This window comes from Alistipes onderdonkii (genome assembly GCF_025145285.1).
Taxonomy (GTDB): Bacteria; Bacteroidota; Bacteroidia; order Bacteroidales; family Rikenellaceae; genus Alistipes; species Alistipes onderdonkii.
On record NZ_CP102251.1, the window covers coordinates 2310458 to 2324487 of the forward strand.

Sequence of the window (14030 nt, forward strand, 5' to 3'; positions counted from 1 at the left end):
GCGATGTTTTGTCCCAATTGTGGAAAGAAATGCGGTGATAACGACCTTTTCTGCGGGGGATGCGGCACCAGGCTCCCCGCCCGTCCGGTGACGGCATCCCCGGCGGCAGATGCGGCACCCGTTGCCCCGGCTGTCCGGGCCGGAAGCTGCGCGGCTGCGGGCTCGAAGGAGCCGGCGGGGCCTATGGCCGAGGGCGTCATCTTCACCAACCTGCAGGCTCTGGCCCGCAAATTCGGAACCGATGCCGCGGCGGTGCGCAAGTTGCTCGCCGCCTATGCCGAAGCATCGGCGGCACACGGCATCCGTTACCGCATCGTCGATGCCGGCGACTATGTTTTCCTCAACCCCGAGGCCGGGCGCAACCGCGCCGTGGCGCTTTCACCGGCCGATTCGTGGGTCGAACACGGTTACCTGCTGGCGGACTATTACCGTTTCGGGCGCAGCACGGCCGACGATGAAACCAACTACCTGTTCATCGTCGGAGGCGCCGATGTCATTCCCATGCCCGTCCTGCCGCAGTATATCTCCGATCCCGATTACAGCGATACGGACATCGACTCCGATATCCCTTATGCCTACCTGCTGGGCGAGCGGACTTACCCCATGCTGGGGACGGCCGAAATTTTCCAGTACGAACAATATTTCCATACGGGACGCCTGCCGCTGGCGCATGACGCGTCGCTGGACGACCTGGCCGGATACCTGCGCCGCGCGGCCAAAGCCCCCGGTTCGATGGCCGTGGGCAGGGCTTACGGGCAGACCGACCTCACGTGGCTTTCGGCCTCGGCTTCGGTCAGCGAGCCTTTCCGCCGCAATCGACTCTTCCGGGGCGACGTGCGGCTCGATGAGCGTATCTATACGCAGAACCTTTTTGTCAGCCCCTGCGTCGAGCGTTCGATCGTCGACAAGGTTTTCGACCGGGGTGCGGACTTTTACTATTTCAACCTGCACGGCAGCGATGCCCCGACCGCATGCAGTTTCTATGCTTCCTACCAGCAGCAATGTTACGAGGCAGTCACGCCCCGGCAGCTGGCGTCCGCCGAGAAACCGAACGTGGTGGTGACCGAGGCGTGCTATGGCGGAAAATTCCAGGATTACGGCCGCGGCGAGACGATGCTGCTCGCGGCGATGGGCGACATGACGCTGCTCTACCTGGGGTCGTCGCGCATCGCGTGGGGTGCTTCGAAGAGCAGTTCAGCAGCCGACCTGGACAATGCCGACCGCCTGACGAACGTCTATATGGCCAAATTGCTCGAGGGGTATACGGCCGGCGAGGCATTCTACATGGCACGGCAGAGCTTCTTCGATTATAACGACGGTTACTTTACGCCCCACCAGGCACTTACGATCGTCGAGTTCAACCTTTTCGGCGATCCGTTCCTGCATGTGGGCGTGCGCCGGGAGGGGGCGAAGGCGCATCCCCGGGCGGTCAAGGCGCTGGCGAAAGGCGCAGTCAACGCGGTCGTCGAACGCAAGTGCGTCTATGAAGCCGCTCCGGCCTCGTTGCTCGACCGGGTGCGCAGCGCCGTCGACCGCAACCTGTCGCTGATCCGCGCCGCTGTCGACCGGCAATTGTACGAACAGCTGGGGGTCGAACCGCGCAGCCTGTCGACCGTCACCCGCATGAAATACGGCAACGGAGACGAGTTTTATGCCTTCAATTACCTGCAGACGGACGGTACCATAAAGAGCTGCCATACGGCGACCGCCGACCTGAACGGAAACGTGAAATCAATCATATCAACCAAATAGAACGACTACTATGAAATGCCAGAATTGTAATTCCGAACTCCTGGAGGATGCGAAGTTCTGCACGACGTGCGGTACGCCCGTCGCCGCTGCGCCCGCAGGCCCCGTGTGCCCGAAATGCAATGCCCCGATGCTGCCCGACGCAAGGTTCTGCACGACGTGCGGCGCTGCGGTCGAACCCGCCGCTGCACAGGCGTCCCAGGCGCCGGACGGGCAGGCTGCCGGAGGCGGTGAGCTCGCCACGGTGAAACAGAAGATTTTCTGGAATATCCAGAAAGGCGAAGTCGCCTGCCGGGTCAATGAATCGGAGTTTATCCGCTACGATTCGGCGCAGGGGCTGATCGTAAACGACGGCACGACGGCGTATATCAAGGCCAACGGCAAGGTGCTGGCCGAAATCCACGGGGGCATCTACGATTTCGTAGACCCCGACGAGCTCAAGCGCGTACTCGAAAGCCGTACGGGCGGGGCTGCGGGGCTGATGGCCGGCAGCGGCCGTTTCCTGATAAACGCCCTGCTGGGACGCCGCGTGAAGGACAAGTTCGACGACAAGGACGCTCCCGAACGGCAGCGCTCGCTCGATGCCGTGATCGAGAGCATGAAACGGCACGAGGCTTTCTCGCTGCTGCTCAAGCTCGACAAGAGTTTCTCGCTGGTATTCGGTTCGGGAACGGCCGAGGATATGGCCGAGTTCAGGCCGATGTCCGTGCGCACGAAACTGCTGGACTTGCAGGTCGGCCTGCGCGTGATTTTCCGTATCGCAGATTTCAATCGTTTCGCCGAATATTTCCTGACGGACGAGCCCGTCGCCACGACCCGCAGGATTGCGGAGAAGTTGCAGCCCGTAATGCAGAATGCCGTGCAGGCCGTGATGCAGGATCGCCAGGTCGAAGGCACGTCGATCCCGGCGGAGGTCGCCGAGGCGATCGCGGCCAGGATTGCCGCTTCCGGCGACCAGTTCTACGGCCTTGCGCTGGAGCGCGTGGCCGAAGTGGTGGCTTCGAACGAAGACCTGGAACGCCTGCGCAGCCTGAGCCGCGAACTTTACCTTTCGGAGCAGGAACTCGACTACCTGCGCCGCACCAACGATTTCCGCAACCGCCTGGCTGCGGAGACCAATTCGCAGGCTATTGCCGATGCACGCAGCGACATGCAGCTCTATGAGGGGTTGCAGCAGGTCAATAAAGACCGCCTGCTGGCCGACGACGAGCTGGATAAGTTCTACACCGTGCTTTCGCGCGAGAAACGGATCCGCGATGCCCGCAGCGAGGACGAGGTGGAGGCTGCACTGGCCGACATCGAAAAGACCGGGCTGCTGCGCGAAGAGGATGTCGACAACCTGCGCATCGACGTCGCCGAGCGCCGTTACCGCCGGGGCGAGGCGATCAAGCTCATGCAGCTGCGCGACCAGATCGAGTTCGAGAAAGTCCGCACGGCGGGCGAAGGGCAGGTCGCCGTGGAGCAGATGCGCCAGGGGCTGGAGTTGCAGGAGCTGACGCTCGCGCATCGCAAGCGCGAGGACGAGTATTCCGACGAACGCCGCGCCCGGGAGCGCGAGCTGCAGCGGGCAGACCGCCAGTCGGAGATGGAACTGGACAATGCCGAGATGGATGCCCAGATCGAACGCCTGCGCAAGGTCAAGGAGCTCAACCGCGAGGACAAGAAGATGGATTTGGATCACGAGCGCGAGATGGAGCGCCTGAAGCAGGAAGCCCTCGACAAGAAGGCGCGGATGACGGCCGAGCAGCTGATGGCCGTGGCTGCGGGCGAGAACCTCGATTCGCAGGCCGCGGTGAAGTTCGCCGAGTCGTTCTCGGCGGGAAAGAACGCCGAACAGGTGCAGCAGGCCGCCGATGCCCGTATCGCCGATTCGCAGCGCCACGAAGACCGTATGTTGGAGATGATGCGCGAGATGAAGGATATGGCCACGACCATGACCGGGCACATCGTCCAGAATAAGGATGCCGAACGCGACCGTTACCGCGAACGGATGGAACGCCAGGAAGACCGCGTGGACAAGACGCAGGACAGTGCCCTCGAATATGCGACGCGCAACAACCAGCAGGCGGCCGCGAAGCCCCAGGCGCAGGCTCCCCAGTCCATCGGGCGGGTATGTCCCGACTGCGGTACGGTAGCCGTGCAGGGCGTGCGTTTCTGCGCCAACTGCGGGCGGGATCTCAAATGAGCACGGCCATGGAGAGATACCAGGGAGTAATACTGATCCGGTTGCAGAATGCCGGGTCGAAATCCGAAGGGCATTATGCCTTTCTGGTGCGTGACGACGACATGAGCGTCGTGAAGCTCTGCCGCGAAGGCGCGGTGCCGGTCGACGACCCCTATTTCGTGCCGTTCGACCGGCAGGAGGTCGTCGTTACGGGAACCATGAGCCACGGGTGGCTGGTCGCCTCGGCGGTCGAGCAGGCCGTTGCCGGGGATGAGGCTGATAGTGAAACCGAAGAAAACAACGAACAAGCATGAAAACATGTCCCAAGTGCGGTTACGATAAACTCGCCGATACAGCCCGCTTCTGCCACAAGTGCGGTTGCGACTGCGCTGCGGTGCAGGTGGAACGCACGTCGGCGGCCGAGGAGCCGGAAGCCGCGCCGCTCGTCGGCGATAAGAACCTGATCAATGAAAGTACGATCATCGGCAAGCAGGAGAAATACGAGGCGTCGAATATCACGATCCACAACAACATCACCGAGGATCATTCGCACACGACGATCGTGTGTGCGGTTTCCGGAAAGCGTATCTACTTAGACCACAGTGTCGTGTGCCCGAAGTGCGGCAAGCAGGTGGCGTTGGAATATTATGTCGAGGCGTCGAAGCGCTGCGAGAACTGCGAGCAGCAGGCGCGCGAGGAGTACCGTGCGTTCGTCGTGCGGACGACGGGGGCCGGGCCGCTCGATGCGGCGTGTAAGCAGCAGTTGGATGCCGAAGCGCAGCGGTTGCAGATAGACGCCGCGACGCAGGCTTCGATCCTCAGGGCGCGGCTGCAAAAGCCCGCCGGGAAATCTGCCGAGCTCACCTCCGTGCAGCGTGCCGAACTGGAAGCGGCCGTGTCGCGCCTGATCACGGCGACGGAGCCCGAACCGGCGCAGAAAAGCCTCGAAGCCCTCACCGTGCTGCACGAAAATTCGTCGAACTACGAGGCCGACTACTGGTATTTCCTCGCGCGGGCGGTCGTCTGCCCGGAGGAGTCGGTGAAGGCCTATGAAGAGGAGTTGACCGACGATTACTGGCAGCGGTACTGGGGATTTCTGGGCTACTGCAACACCGGGTCGCCCAAGGGCGGGGCTGCGGTCGACCGCCTGAGGTCGGTGTTCGGCCAGCGCGAGGACGACATCCGGCTGGCCGAGGCGATCTATTACCTTGCCCGGGGATTCGATGCGTTCGAGACCTCGATGCTGGGACGTGCCGGAGAGCTTGCCTCGTCGGTGCGGCGGGAGTACCTTTCCAAGCCGTTGGTGCCCGTCTACGATACCTTGCAGCGGCTTGTCCGCGAAAATATCCGGCTGGAGGAGAAATACACCCCGATGGAGACTTTTGTCTTCGTGGATGTTTTCCGTGCCGGGAAGTATATCGAATACCTTTGTGCCGAGCAGGCGCGCAAGGAGCAGGAAGCCCGTGAGGCCGAGGCGAGGCGCGAACAGGAGGCACGCGAGGCCGAGGCGAAGCTGGAGCGCGAACGCCAGGCCGCCGAGCAGGCCCTCCGCCGGAAGCAGGCCGAGATGTCGGCCGACCGCTCCAAACGCATGGAGCAGGAGATGGCGCGCCTGGGCGGTGCGAAACCCGCGGCGACGCAACAGGCGGATTCGAAAGCCTTTGCGGGCTACGAGACGGTCGTGCCGGGGACGAAGAAGCGGAACTGGGGAAAGACGATCCTGATCGTGGTGGTATGCCTGATCGCACTGATCGGGCTGCTGTTCCTGATTCCGGCTCCCGAATCGCTGCAATAGAGGCTGGGCTGCGGCTGAGGGCCCGTCGGGGGTTTCTGTTCCCGGGCGATGGACTCGGGTTGCGGACTTCGGGGGCGGGCCGTTGCGGCCGACGAAAATAAACCGGGCAGGGTTTTTCCCTGCCCGGTTCGTTATATTCTATTCCGCGGATGCTGTCCGGTGGAGCGGCGGACGCATCTTCGGGTTCAGATTTTGTCCAGTTCCACGGTGAAATGCCGCAGGATCGGGGCTTCGAAGGTGATGCGGTAGCCGGTGGTGATCTCTGCGCGGCGCTCGTAGATGTTGCGGCAGGCCGCGGCGATCACGCGGATGTGGTTGTCCGAGTAGACCCGCCGCGGGATCGCCAGGCGCAGCAGTTCCAGCCGCGGGTAGCGGTTCTCGTGCGTATCGGGGTCGCGGTCGGCGAGGATCGAGCCGATCTCCACGCCGCGGATACCCGCCTCCAAATAGAGCTCCACGGCGAGCGTCTGGGCGATAAACTGTTCCTTCGGCAGGTTGGGGAGCACTTTTTTCGCATCGACGAAGATGGCGTGTCCGCCGGCCGGCCGCTGGTAGGGTACGCCGTATTCGTCGAGCAGGTCGCCCAGCAGCTTCACCTGGCGGATGCGGGCGTCGAGTTGTTCGTATTCGGTATTTTCGTCCAGTCCCACGGCCAGCGCATCCATGTCGCGGCCCGACATGCCGCCGTAGGTCACGTAGCCCTCGAACATGATGCTGAAGGTCATGGCCTGCCTGTAGAGCTCTTCGCTGCGCATGGCCACGAACCCGCCCATGTTCACCACACCGTCCTTCTTGGCCGAGATGGTCATGATGTCGGCATAGGTGTAGATTTCGCGGACGATCTCCTTGATGGTCTTGTCGGCATAGCCCTCCTCGCGGGTCTTGATGAAATAGGCGTTCTCGGCGAAGCGGGCCGAGTCGAGCAGCAGGGGTACGCCATAGCGGCGGCAGACTTCGGCCGTTTCGCGGATGTTGCGCATCGACACGGGCTGGCCGCCGGCCGTGTTGTTGGTGATGGTCAGCACGACGCACGGGACTTTCTCGCGCGGGTTCTCGCGCAGGAGCTTTTCGAGCTTGGCGATGTCCATCTCACCCTTGAACGGCAACTCTTTCTGGGTGTCGGCCGCATCGTCGATCGTGCAGTCCACGGCGTGGCAGCGGCGGAATTCGATGTGCCCTTTGGTGGTGTCGAAGTGGGAGTTGCCCGGGACGATGTCGCCCGCCTTGAGCAGTGCTGAAAAGATCACGTTCTCCGCAGCACGCCCCTGGTGCGTGGGCAGGAAATAGGGCATCCCGAAGATGCTTTCGATCGTCTCCTTGAGCCGGAAATAGGACGAGGCTCCGGCATAGCTTTCGTCGCCGGTCATCATGGCCGCCCACTGGCGGTCGCTCATCGAGCCTGTGCCCGAGTCGGTCAGCAGGTCGATCGTGACCTGGTCGCTGCGCAGCTTGAAAAGGTTGTAGCGGGCTTCGCGGATCCATGCTTCGCGCTCCGCACGGGTGGAGGTGCGGATGGCCTCGGTCATCTTGATCTTGTAAGGTTCTGCATACGGAAGTGTCATAGAAAAGAGCGTTTTAGGTTATAAATTGTTGTTCTTTTCCTCAAAATTATAAAAATATTTTGAGATATTTGACATCGGTATTATATTTGTGTAGACCGGTGTGGATTTTCTTAAACTTTTTTACCGCATGGAAAAGTATCGTTGCACCGTCTGTGAATACATTTACGACCCGGAGTCGGGCGACCCGGAGAACGGCATCGACCCCGGTACGGCTTTCGAAGACCTGCCCGACGATTGGGTATGCCCGGTCTGCGGGGAAGGCAAATGGGCATTCGAACCGCTCGAAGCAAACTAAAACGGGATGGCTATGATTAAGTTCAACCTCATTGTTTCACTTTTAATTTTACCTATTATGGCAACAGACATTGCAGCACAGGCACGGTTTACCCCCAAGGAGCTGCCTTACGCTTACGACGCTCTCGCACCGCAGGTCTCCGAAGAGACGCTGCGTTTCCACCACGACAAGCATTACGTGGGGTATGTGAATAAACTCAACGAGCTGATTCTCGATACGCCTTACGCCCGGCAGCCGCTGGAGGACATCGTCGTTTCGGCCGACGGCGCGATTTTCAACAACGCTGCGCAGATGTGGAATCACGAGTTCTTCTTCGACCAGCTTTCGCCTGATGGCGAGGCGCGTCCGACAGGGGCGTTGCTGAAGGCTATCGACGCGGATTTCGGTTCGTTCGAGCAGTTCAAGGCCCAGATGGAGAAGGCTGCCGTCGGTCTTTTCGGTTCGGGATGGGCATGGCTCGCCGAGGATAAATCGGGCAAGCTGGCCATCGTCACGGAGCAGAACGCCGGCAACCCGATGTGTCACGGCATGAAGCCGCTGATGTGCTTCGACGTATGGGAGCACGCCTACTACATCGACTACCGCAACCGTCGTGCCGACGCCGTCGCCGCCCTCTGGGATCGTATCGACTGGAAGGTCGTCGGAGATCGTTACGAAAAGAAATAAGGGTTTGTTTCTGTTGGAAATGCCGCCTCCGGTTTTCGGGGCGGCATTTTCTTTTGTGCTGCAGGCCATCCCTCCGCGCCCGGCCTTTCGCAGTCGCCCGGGGGAGGGCGGAATATACCGGGCGGGGCTCGTTGCCATCCGCCGGGCTTGTTTCCGGAGTATTACCTGAATCCGGCTATGGGTGTTTTTGTACTCAAAATTCATCATTATGTACGTTTTTTCGTCCATGGATTCCGTTTTCTGCGCGAAAGAGTGTATCTTCGCAGCACGAAAATAGTAAGGTCGAAATGCTGGAGAGGATTCAATATGCTTTGTTCATCTTGCTTTTTGTCTTGGCAGGAAGCCTGGATGGCGCTCAGGTTCAGTCCGGTAGGGTAGTTTCGCAGCCCGACCGGATTTGCCAGTCCACTCTCCGGACGCCGGTTCCGGCACACAATTGTTTCACGGCGGCAGTCTTCACCTGCGACGCTCCGATCGAAAATCCCGTCCAACCGTCCGCCCAGAAGGCGATCGTCCGTCTGCGCCATGATGCCCGGGCCATGGCGTCGGCCCGCGGGCTGTCCTGCCGTCCGGCTTATTCGGACTGCTTCGACCTGCATCCCAAGCCGGTCGATTATTATGTCTTTTCGCTGGGGCGTATCCTGATTTAGCCGCTGTTCCCGTTCCCGTTTTGCCGCATGTTCCCGGATGAGGATTTTTTCTCCCGGAGATGCGTTCGTGTTTTCGTGTTCCGAGTAAATTCGTAAAAACGATAGGTTATGTATTTTACGCTATTGGTGGTCGTCATCCTGACGGCTATTGCGCTGGTCGCAGTCGCGCTGGGTATCGCCCGCGCCATATCGCCGCGCTCGTACAACCCGCAGAAAGGCGAGGCGTACGAGTGCGGTATCCCGACGCGCGGACGGTCGTGGATGCAGTTCAAGGTGGGGTACTACCTGTTCGCGATCCTGTTCCTGATGTTCGACGTGGAGACCGTCTTTCTCTTTTCGTGGGCGGTGGTCGTCCAGGATCTGGGGATTTACGGGCTGGTGAGCATCCTCTTCTTTTTGGTCGTACTGGTTTTGGGCCTTGCATACGCATGGCGGAAAGGAGCTTTGGAATGGAAATAAGGAAGCCGGAGATAAAGGCAATGAAATACGAGGATTTCAATGACAACGAATACCTCGAAAAGATGGCGGCCGAGCTGCGCCGCGAGGGTACGAACGTGATCGTAGGGTGCCTCGACGAATTGATCGAGTGGGGGCGCAGCAACAGCCTCTGGCCGCTGACTTTCGCCACGAGCTGCTGCGGGATCGAGTTCATGGCCGTGGGGGCGGCCCGCTACGACTTTGCCCGGTTCGGGTTCGAAGTGGCCCGCGCCTCCCCGCGCCAGGCCGATTTCATCATGGTGGCCGGGACGATCACCCACAAGATGGCCCCTGTCCTGAAGCGCCTCTACGACCAGATGGCCGACCCGAAGTATGTGATCGCCGTGGGGGGATGCGCCATCAGCGGCGGCCCGTTCAAGAAGTCGTACCATGTGCTGAACGGCGTGGACAAGATACTGCCGGTCGATGTCTATATCCCCGGGTGCCCGCCGCGCCCCGAGGCGATGCTCTACGGGCTGATGCAGTTGCAGCGCAAAGTGAAATTACAGCGGTTTTTCGGCGGGGTGAACAAGCAGATCGGTAAGCAGGAGTACGAAGAGCTGCTTCGCCGGGATCTGACGGCCGAAAAGAACGATTTGAACGTGGAAGGAGGAGAAAAACAATGAATATCAGAGAGAAAATAACGGCTTGGGAACCCGGCGCCGTGTGGTCGGAGGCCGGGGACGGGATGTTCACCGTCCCGGTGGAGAAATTCCACGCCCTGGCTGCACGCCTGAGGGCCGAGGGATTCGATTTCCTGCGCAGCCTGACGGGCATGGACTGGGGCGAAGAGGGGTTCGGGGCGGTCTACCACCTCGAAGCCACCGCGACGGGCGAGAACGTCGTGTTGCGGACGCTGACCCCCAGCCGCGAGAAGTGCGGGCTGCCTTCGGTCTGCGACCTGTGGAAGGCTGCGGAACTCAACGAGCGCGAAGTCTTCGACTATTTCGGCATCGGTTTCCTGAACCATCCCGACATGCGGCGCCTGTTCCTGCGCGACGACTGGGTGGGGTACCCCCTGCGTAAGGATTACGACCCGGGGCTCAACCCGTTGCGCATGACCAACGAAGTGTCGAAGGACAGCGCCCCGAGCTTCGAACTGACGGCGGACGGCAGCTTCATCCGCCACCGCAACGTCTTGTTCGAGGAGGACGAATATGTCATCAACATCGGCCCGCAGCACCCCGCCACGCACGGCGTGCTGCGTTTCCGCGTGTCGCTCGAAGGCGAGATCATCCGCAAGCTCGACGTGCATTGCGGTTACATCCACCGCGGCATCGAGAAGATGTGCGAAAGCCTGACCTACCCCCAGACGCTGGCGCTTACCGACCGCCTCGACTATCTCGGGGCGTCGCAGAACCGCCATGCGCTCTGCATGTGTATCGAGAAGGGGTTGGGTGTGGAGGTGTCCGAGCGCGTGCAGTACATCCGCACGATCATGGACGAGTTGCAGCGTATCGACTCGCACCTGCTGTTCTTTGCCTGCCTCTGCATGGATATGGGGGCCCTGACGGCCTTTTTCTATGGGTTCCGCGACCGTGAGAAGGTGCTCGACATCCTGGAGCAGACCACCGGCGGGCGCCTGATCCAGACTTACAATACGATCGGCGGCGTGCAGGCTGACATCCATCCCGATTTCGTACGGCGCGTGAAGGAGTTTATCGCCTACATGCGCCCGACGCTGCGCGAGTACCACGAGGTGTTCACGGGGAACGTCATCGCCCGGGAACGCCTGAAAGGCACCGGCGTGCTGACCCGCGAAGACGCCATCTCGTTCGGTGCCACGGGCGGTACGGGGCGTGCCTCGGGCTGGGCGTGCGACGTGCGCAAGCGCCATCCCTACGCCATGTACGGCAAGGTGGATTTCGAGGAAGTGCTCTACGACGAGGGCGACTGTTTCGCCCGTTACATGGTGCGTATGCGCGAGATCGAACAGAGCATGGACATCATCGAACAGTTGATAGACAACATTCCGGAAGGCGAATACCAGTTGAAGATGAAGCCCGTGATCCGCATACCCGAAGGCAGCTACTACGCCGCCGTCGAGGGCAGCCGCGGGGAGTTCGGGGTCTTCATCGAGAGCCGCGGGGAGAAGTCGCCCTACCGCATGAAGTTCCGCTCGACGGGACTCCCGCTCGTGTCGTGCCTCGAAACCATTGCGCGGGGGACGAAGATCGCCGACCTGATCGCCATCGGCGGTACGCTGGATTACGTCGTGCCCGATATAGACAGGTAACCGGATGTCGCTTCCGGGTTTATAAGCCTCTCCCCTTGGGGTGGGAGCGGGATAAAAAAGGAAAAACTTACAGATATGTTTGATTTTAGTATAGTAACGAGCTGGATTCACGGGCTGCTCACGTCGCTGATGCCCGTGGGGCTGGCGGTCTTCCTGGAGTGCGTGATCGTCGGTGTCTGCCTGCTGCTGATGTACGCGGTGATCGCCATCCTGATGATCTTCATGGAGCGTAAGGTCTGCGCGGCGTTCCAGTGCCGCCTGGGGCCCGTGCGCGTGGGGCCGTGGGGTACGTTGCAGGTGATCTGCGACGTGTTCAAGATGCTCACCAAGGAGATCATCACCATCCGCCGCTCGGACAGGTTCCTCTACAACCTCGCGCCCTACATCGTCATCCTGGCGTCGGTGCTGGCTTTCGCCTGCCTGCCGGTGAACAAGGGGCTCGAAGTGCTGGACTTCAACGTGGGCGTCTTCTTCCTGATGGCGGCCTCGTCGATCGGCGTGGTCGGCATCCTGCTGGCGGGGTGGAGCTCCAACAACAAGTATTCGCTCATCGGCGCCATGCGAAGCGGTGCGCAGATGATCTCGTACGAGCTGTCGATCGGGCTGTCGATCCTGACGATCGTCGTGCTGACCGATACGATGCAGTTCTCGGAGATCGTCGCCCGCCAGGCCGACGGCTGGTTCATCTTCAAGGGGCATGTCCCGGCGCTGGTCGCCTTCGTGATCTACCTGATCGCGGGCAACGCCGAGGTCAACCGCGGGCCGTTCGACCTCCCGGAGGCCGAATCGGAGCTGACGGCAGGGTACCACACCGAGTATTCGGGCATGCACTTCGGCCTGTTCTACGTCGCCGAGTTCGTCAACCTGTTCGTCGTCTCGGGCGTTGCGGCCACCATCTTCCTCGGGGGATGGATGCCGCTGCACATCCCCGGCTGGGAGGGCTTCAATGCCGCCATGGACTACATCCCCGGCTTCGTCTGGTTCTTCGGCAAGGCGTTCTTCGTGGTGTGGCTGCTGATGTGGATCAAGTGGACCTTCCCGCGCCTGCGTATCGACCAGATACTGACGCTGGAATGGAAATACCTGGTGCCGATCGGGCTGGCAAACCTGCTGCTGATGGTCATCGTCGTCGTATTTAAACTGCATTTTTAGTCATGAGTAGCTATATCAAAGGACTTTTCCACGGGTTGGGAACCTTGCTGACGGGTATGAAGGTGACCGGGCGGGAGTTCTTCACCAAGAAGGTCACCGAGCAATACCCCGAGAACCGGGCCACGCTCAAGATGTTCGACCGTTTCTGCGGCGAGCTGACCATGCCCCACGATGCCGGGGGGAAGAACAAGTGCATCGCCTGCGGCCTCTGCCAGTCGGCATGTCCCAACGAAACCATCCGTATCACCACCGAGATGGTCACCGATCCCGAGACGGGCAAGTCGAAACGCCGCCTGGTGCTTTACCAGTACGACCTGGGGTCGTGCATGTTCTGCCATCTGTGCGTCAACGCCTGCCCGACGGGGGCCATCCGTTTCTCGACCGATTTCGAACACGCGGTATACACGCGCGGGAAGCTGGTCAAAACCCTGAACAAACAATAAGCCATGGAGATAACACTCGAATTAATCGTCTTTACGGTGTTGGCGGTCTTTACGGCCGTGAGTGCCGTGCTGGCCGTGACGACCAAGCGTATCCTGCGCGCGGCGACCTACCTGTTGTTCGTGCTGTTCGGTACGGCGGGCATCTATTTCCAGCTGAACTATTCGTTCCTGGGCGCCGTGCAGCTGCTGATCTATGCCGGCGGCATCACGGTGCTGTACGTATTCTCGATTCTGCTGACCTCGAGCCAGGGCGACAAGTCGGAGGACATAAAGGGCTACAAGCTGTTCGTGGGGCTGGCGGCGACGCTGCTGAGCCTCGGGGTATGCCTCTACGTGACGCTCCGGCACGATTTCATGCCGTCGCATTTCGTCCACGGCGAACTGGACGTGCAGACGATCGGCCACGCGCTGATGAGCAGCGGCAAATATGGCTACGTGCTGCCGTTCGAGGTCATCAGCATCCTGTTGCTGGCCTGCATCGTCGGCGGAATCCTCATCGCACGCAAACGCTAAAAAGAGTACGACTATGATACACATGGAATATTACCTCGTCCTCTCCACGATCATGATGTTCGTGGGAATCTACGGGTTCGTGACGCGCCGCAACCTGCTCGCGATGCTGATCTCCGTCGAGCTGATCCTCAATTCGGTCGACATCAATTTCGTCGTATTCAACCGCTTCCTGTTCCCCGAACAGCTGGAGGGATTCTTCTTCACGCTATTCGCCATCGGCATCAGCGCCGCCGAAACGGCCGTCGCAATCGCCATCATCATCAACATCTACCGGAATCTGCGCAACATCGGGGTGAAGAGCCTGCGGGAGATGAAGTGGTAACGATTC

General features: G+C 60.6%; 15 protein-coding genes. 14 read left to right on the forward strand and 1 reads right to left on the reverse strand.

Annotated features, from left to right (window positions below; translation table 11 throughout):
- The first annotated feature begins 3 nt into the window (after positions 1–3).
- The 4 genes from NQ559_RS09375 to NQ559_RS09390 are packed head-to-tail and all read left to right on the forward strand — an operon-like array spanning position 4 to position 5708.
- Positions 4–1752 carry a C25 family cysteine peptidase gene (locus tag NQ559_RS09375; RefSeq protein WP_083923802.1) on the forward strand — a complete coding sequence of 583 codons (1749 nt, stop codon included), beginning with the start codon at positions 4–6 and terminating at the stop codon, positions 1750–1752.
- A 10-nt stretch (positions 1753–1762) separates the two neighbouring features.
- A complete protein-coding gene (locus NQ559_RS09380) occupies positions 1763–3934 on the forward strand; it encodes a zinc-ribbon domain-containing protein (RefSeq protein ID WP_018694677.1) in 2172 nt (723 codons plus the stop codon).
- Between the two features lie 8 nt (positions 3935–3942).
- A complete protein-coding gene (locus NQ559_RS09385; RefSeq protein WP_018694678.1) occupies positions 3943–4227 on the forward strand; it encodes a hypothetical protein in 285 nt (94 codons plus the stop codon).
- Entirely contained in the window at positions 4224–5708 is a 1485-nt protein-coding gene (locus tag NQ559_RS09390; protein ID WP_026318158.1) for a zinc ribbon domain-containing protein, read from the forward strand. The genes NQ559_RS09385 and NQ559_RS09390 overlap by 4 nt, the downstream gene beginning before the upstream one ends.
- 185 nt (positions 5709–5893) lie before the next feature.
- On the opposite strand, the gene tnaA is transcribed toward NQ559_RS09390, so the two are convergent.
- Entirely contained in the window at positions 5894–7270 is a 1377-nt protein-coding gene (gene tnaA / locus NQ559_RS09395; protein ID WP_018694679.1) for a tryptophanase TnaA, read from the reverse strand.
- A 127-nt stretch (positions 7271–7397) separates the two neighbouring features.
- On the opposite strand from tnaA, the gene rd reads away from it, so the two are divergent.
- The 10 genes from rd to nuoK all read left to right on the forward strand — a co-directional run bounded on the left by rd (position 7398) and on the right by nuoK (position 14024).
- A complete protein-coding gene (gene rd, locus NQ559_RS09400) occupies positions 7398–7565 on the forward strand; it encodes a rubredoxin (RefSeq protein ID WP_018694680.1) in 168 nt (55 codons plus the stop codon).
- A 57-nt stretch (positions 7566–7622) separates the two neighbouring features.
- Complete coding sequence (locus NQ559_RS09405; protein ID WP_018694681.1) at positions 7623–8231, forward strand: superoxide dismutase; 609 nt, start codon at positions 7623–7625, stop codon at positions 8229–8231.
- Between the two features lie 287 nt (positions 8232–8518).
- Positions 8519–8881 (forward strand): hypothetical protein, encoded by a 363-nt coding sequence (locus NQ559_RS09410; protein WP_018694682.1) that lies wholly within the window; start codon positions 8519–8521, stop codon positions 8879–8881.
- 108 nt (positions 8882–8989) lie between these two features.
- Positions 8990–9340, forward strand: coding sequence for an NADH-quinone oxidoreductase subunit A (locus tag NQ559_RS09415; protein ID WP_018694683.1), 351 nt, complete (start codon positions 8990–8992; stop codon positions 9338–9340).
- Complete coding sequence (locus NQ559_RS09420) at positions 9331–9984, forward strand: NADH-quinone oxidoreductase subunit B (RefSeq protein ID WP_026318159.1); 654 nt, start codon at positions 9331–9333, stop codon at positions 9982–9984. The genes NQ559_RS09415 and NQ559_RS09420 overlap by 10 nt, the downstream gene beginning before the upstream one ends.
- Positions 9985–10046: 62 nt before the next feature.
- Entirely contained in the window at positions 10047–11594 is a 1548-nt protein-coding gene (locus NQ559_RS09425; RefSeq protein ID WP_051087670.1) for an NADH-quinone oxidoreductase subunit D-related protein, read from the forward strand.
- 75 nt (positions 11595–11669) lie between these two features.
- A complete protein-coding gene (gene nuoH / locus NQ559_RS09430; protein WP_018694686.1) occupies positions 11670–12746 on the forward strand; it encodes an NADH-quinone oxidoreductase subunit NuoH in 1077 nt (358 codons plus the stop codon).
- A gap of 2 nt (positions 12747–12748) precedes the next feature.
- Positions 12749–13189 carry a NuoI/complex I 23 kDa subunit family protein gene (locus tag NQ559_RS09435; RefSeq protein ID WP_026318161.1) on the forward strand — a complete coding sequence of 147 codons (441 nt, stop codon included), beginning with the start codon at positions 12749–12751 and terminating at the stop codon, positions 13187–13189.
- A gap of 3 nt (positions 13190–13192) precedes the next feature.
- The gene (locus tag NQ559_RS09440; protein WP_018694688.1) at positions 13193–13702 is read left to right on the forward strand and encodes an NADH-quinone oxidoreductase subunit J family protein; all 510 of its coding nucleotides are present in this window, start codon (positions 13193–13195) and stop codon (positions 13700–13702) included.
- 13 nt (positions 13703–13715) lie between these two features.
- Positions 13716–14024, forward strand: coding sequence for an NADH-quinone oxidoreductase subunit NuoK (nuoK, locus tag NQ559_RS09445; protein ID WP_022331855.1), 309 nt, complete (start codon positions 13716–13718; stop codon positions 14022–14024).
- Positions 14025–14030: the final 6 nt, after the last annotated feature.

Bases quoted from the DNA above. Each gene is read 5' to 3' on its own strand.
- NQ559_RS09375 (WP_083923802.1), top strand. From the start codon at position 4: ATGTTTTGTCCCAATTGTGGAAAGAAATGCGGTGATAACGACCTTTTC.
- NQ559_RS09380 (WP_018694677.1), top strand. From the start codon at position 1,763: ATGAAATGCCAGAATTGTAATTCCGAACTCCTGGAGGATGCGAAGTTC.
- NQ559_RS09385 (WP_018694678.1), top strand. From the start codon at position 3,943: ATGGAGAGATACCAGGGAGTAATACTGATCCGGTTGCAGAATGCCGGG.
- NQ559_RS09390 (WP_026318158.1), top strand. From the start codon at position 4,224: ATGAAAACATGTCCCAAGTGCGGTTACGATAAACTCGCCGATACAGCC.
- tnaA (WP_018694679.1), bottom strand. From the start codon at position 7,270: ATGACACTTCCGTATGCAGAACCTTACAAGATCAAGATGACCGAGGCC.
- rd (WP_018694680.1), top strand. From the start codon at position 7,398: ATGGAAAAGTATCGTTGCACCGTCTGTGAATACATTTACGACCCGGAG.
- NQ559_RS09405 (WP_018694681.1), top strand. From the start codon at position 7,623: ATGGCAACAGACATTGCAGCACAGGCACGGTTTACCCCCAAGGAGCTG.
- NQ559_RS09410 (WP_018694682.1), top strand. From the start codon at position 8,519: ATGCTGGAGAGGATTCAATATGCTTTGTTCATCTTGCTTTTTGTCTTG.
- NQ559_RS09415 (WP_018694683.1), top strand. From the start codon at position 8,990: ATGTATTTTACGCTATTGGTGGTCGTCATCCTGACGGCTATTGCGCTG.
- NQ559_RS09420 (WP_026318159.1), top strand. From the start codon at position 9,331: ATGGAAATAAGGAAGCCGGAGATAAAGGCAATGAAATACGAGGATTTC.
- NQ559_RS09425 (WP_051087670.1), top strand. From the start codon at position 10,047: ATGTTCACCGTCCCGGTGGAGAAATTCCACGCCCTGGCTGCACGCCTG.
- nuoH (WP_018694686.1), top strand. From the start codon at position 11,670: ATGTTTGATTTTAGTATAGTAACGAGCTGGATTCACGGGCTGCTCACG.
- NQ559_RS09435 (WP_026318161.1), top strand. From the start codon at position 12,749: ATGAGTAGCTATATCAAAGGACTTTTCCACGGGTTGGGAACCTTGCTG.
- NQ559_RS09440 (WP_018694688.1), top strand. From the start codon at position 13,193: ATGGAGATAACACTCGAATTAATCGTCTTTACGGTGTTGGCGGTCTTT.
- nuoK (WP_022331855.1), top strand. From the start codon at position 13,716: ATGATACACATGGAATATTACCTCGTCCTCTCCACGATCATGATGTTC.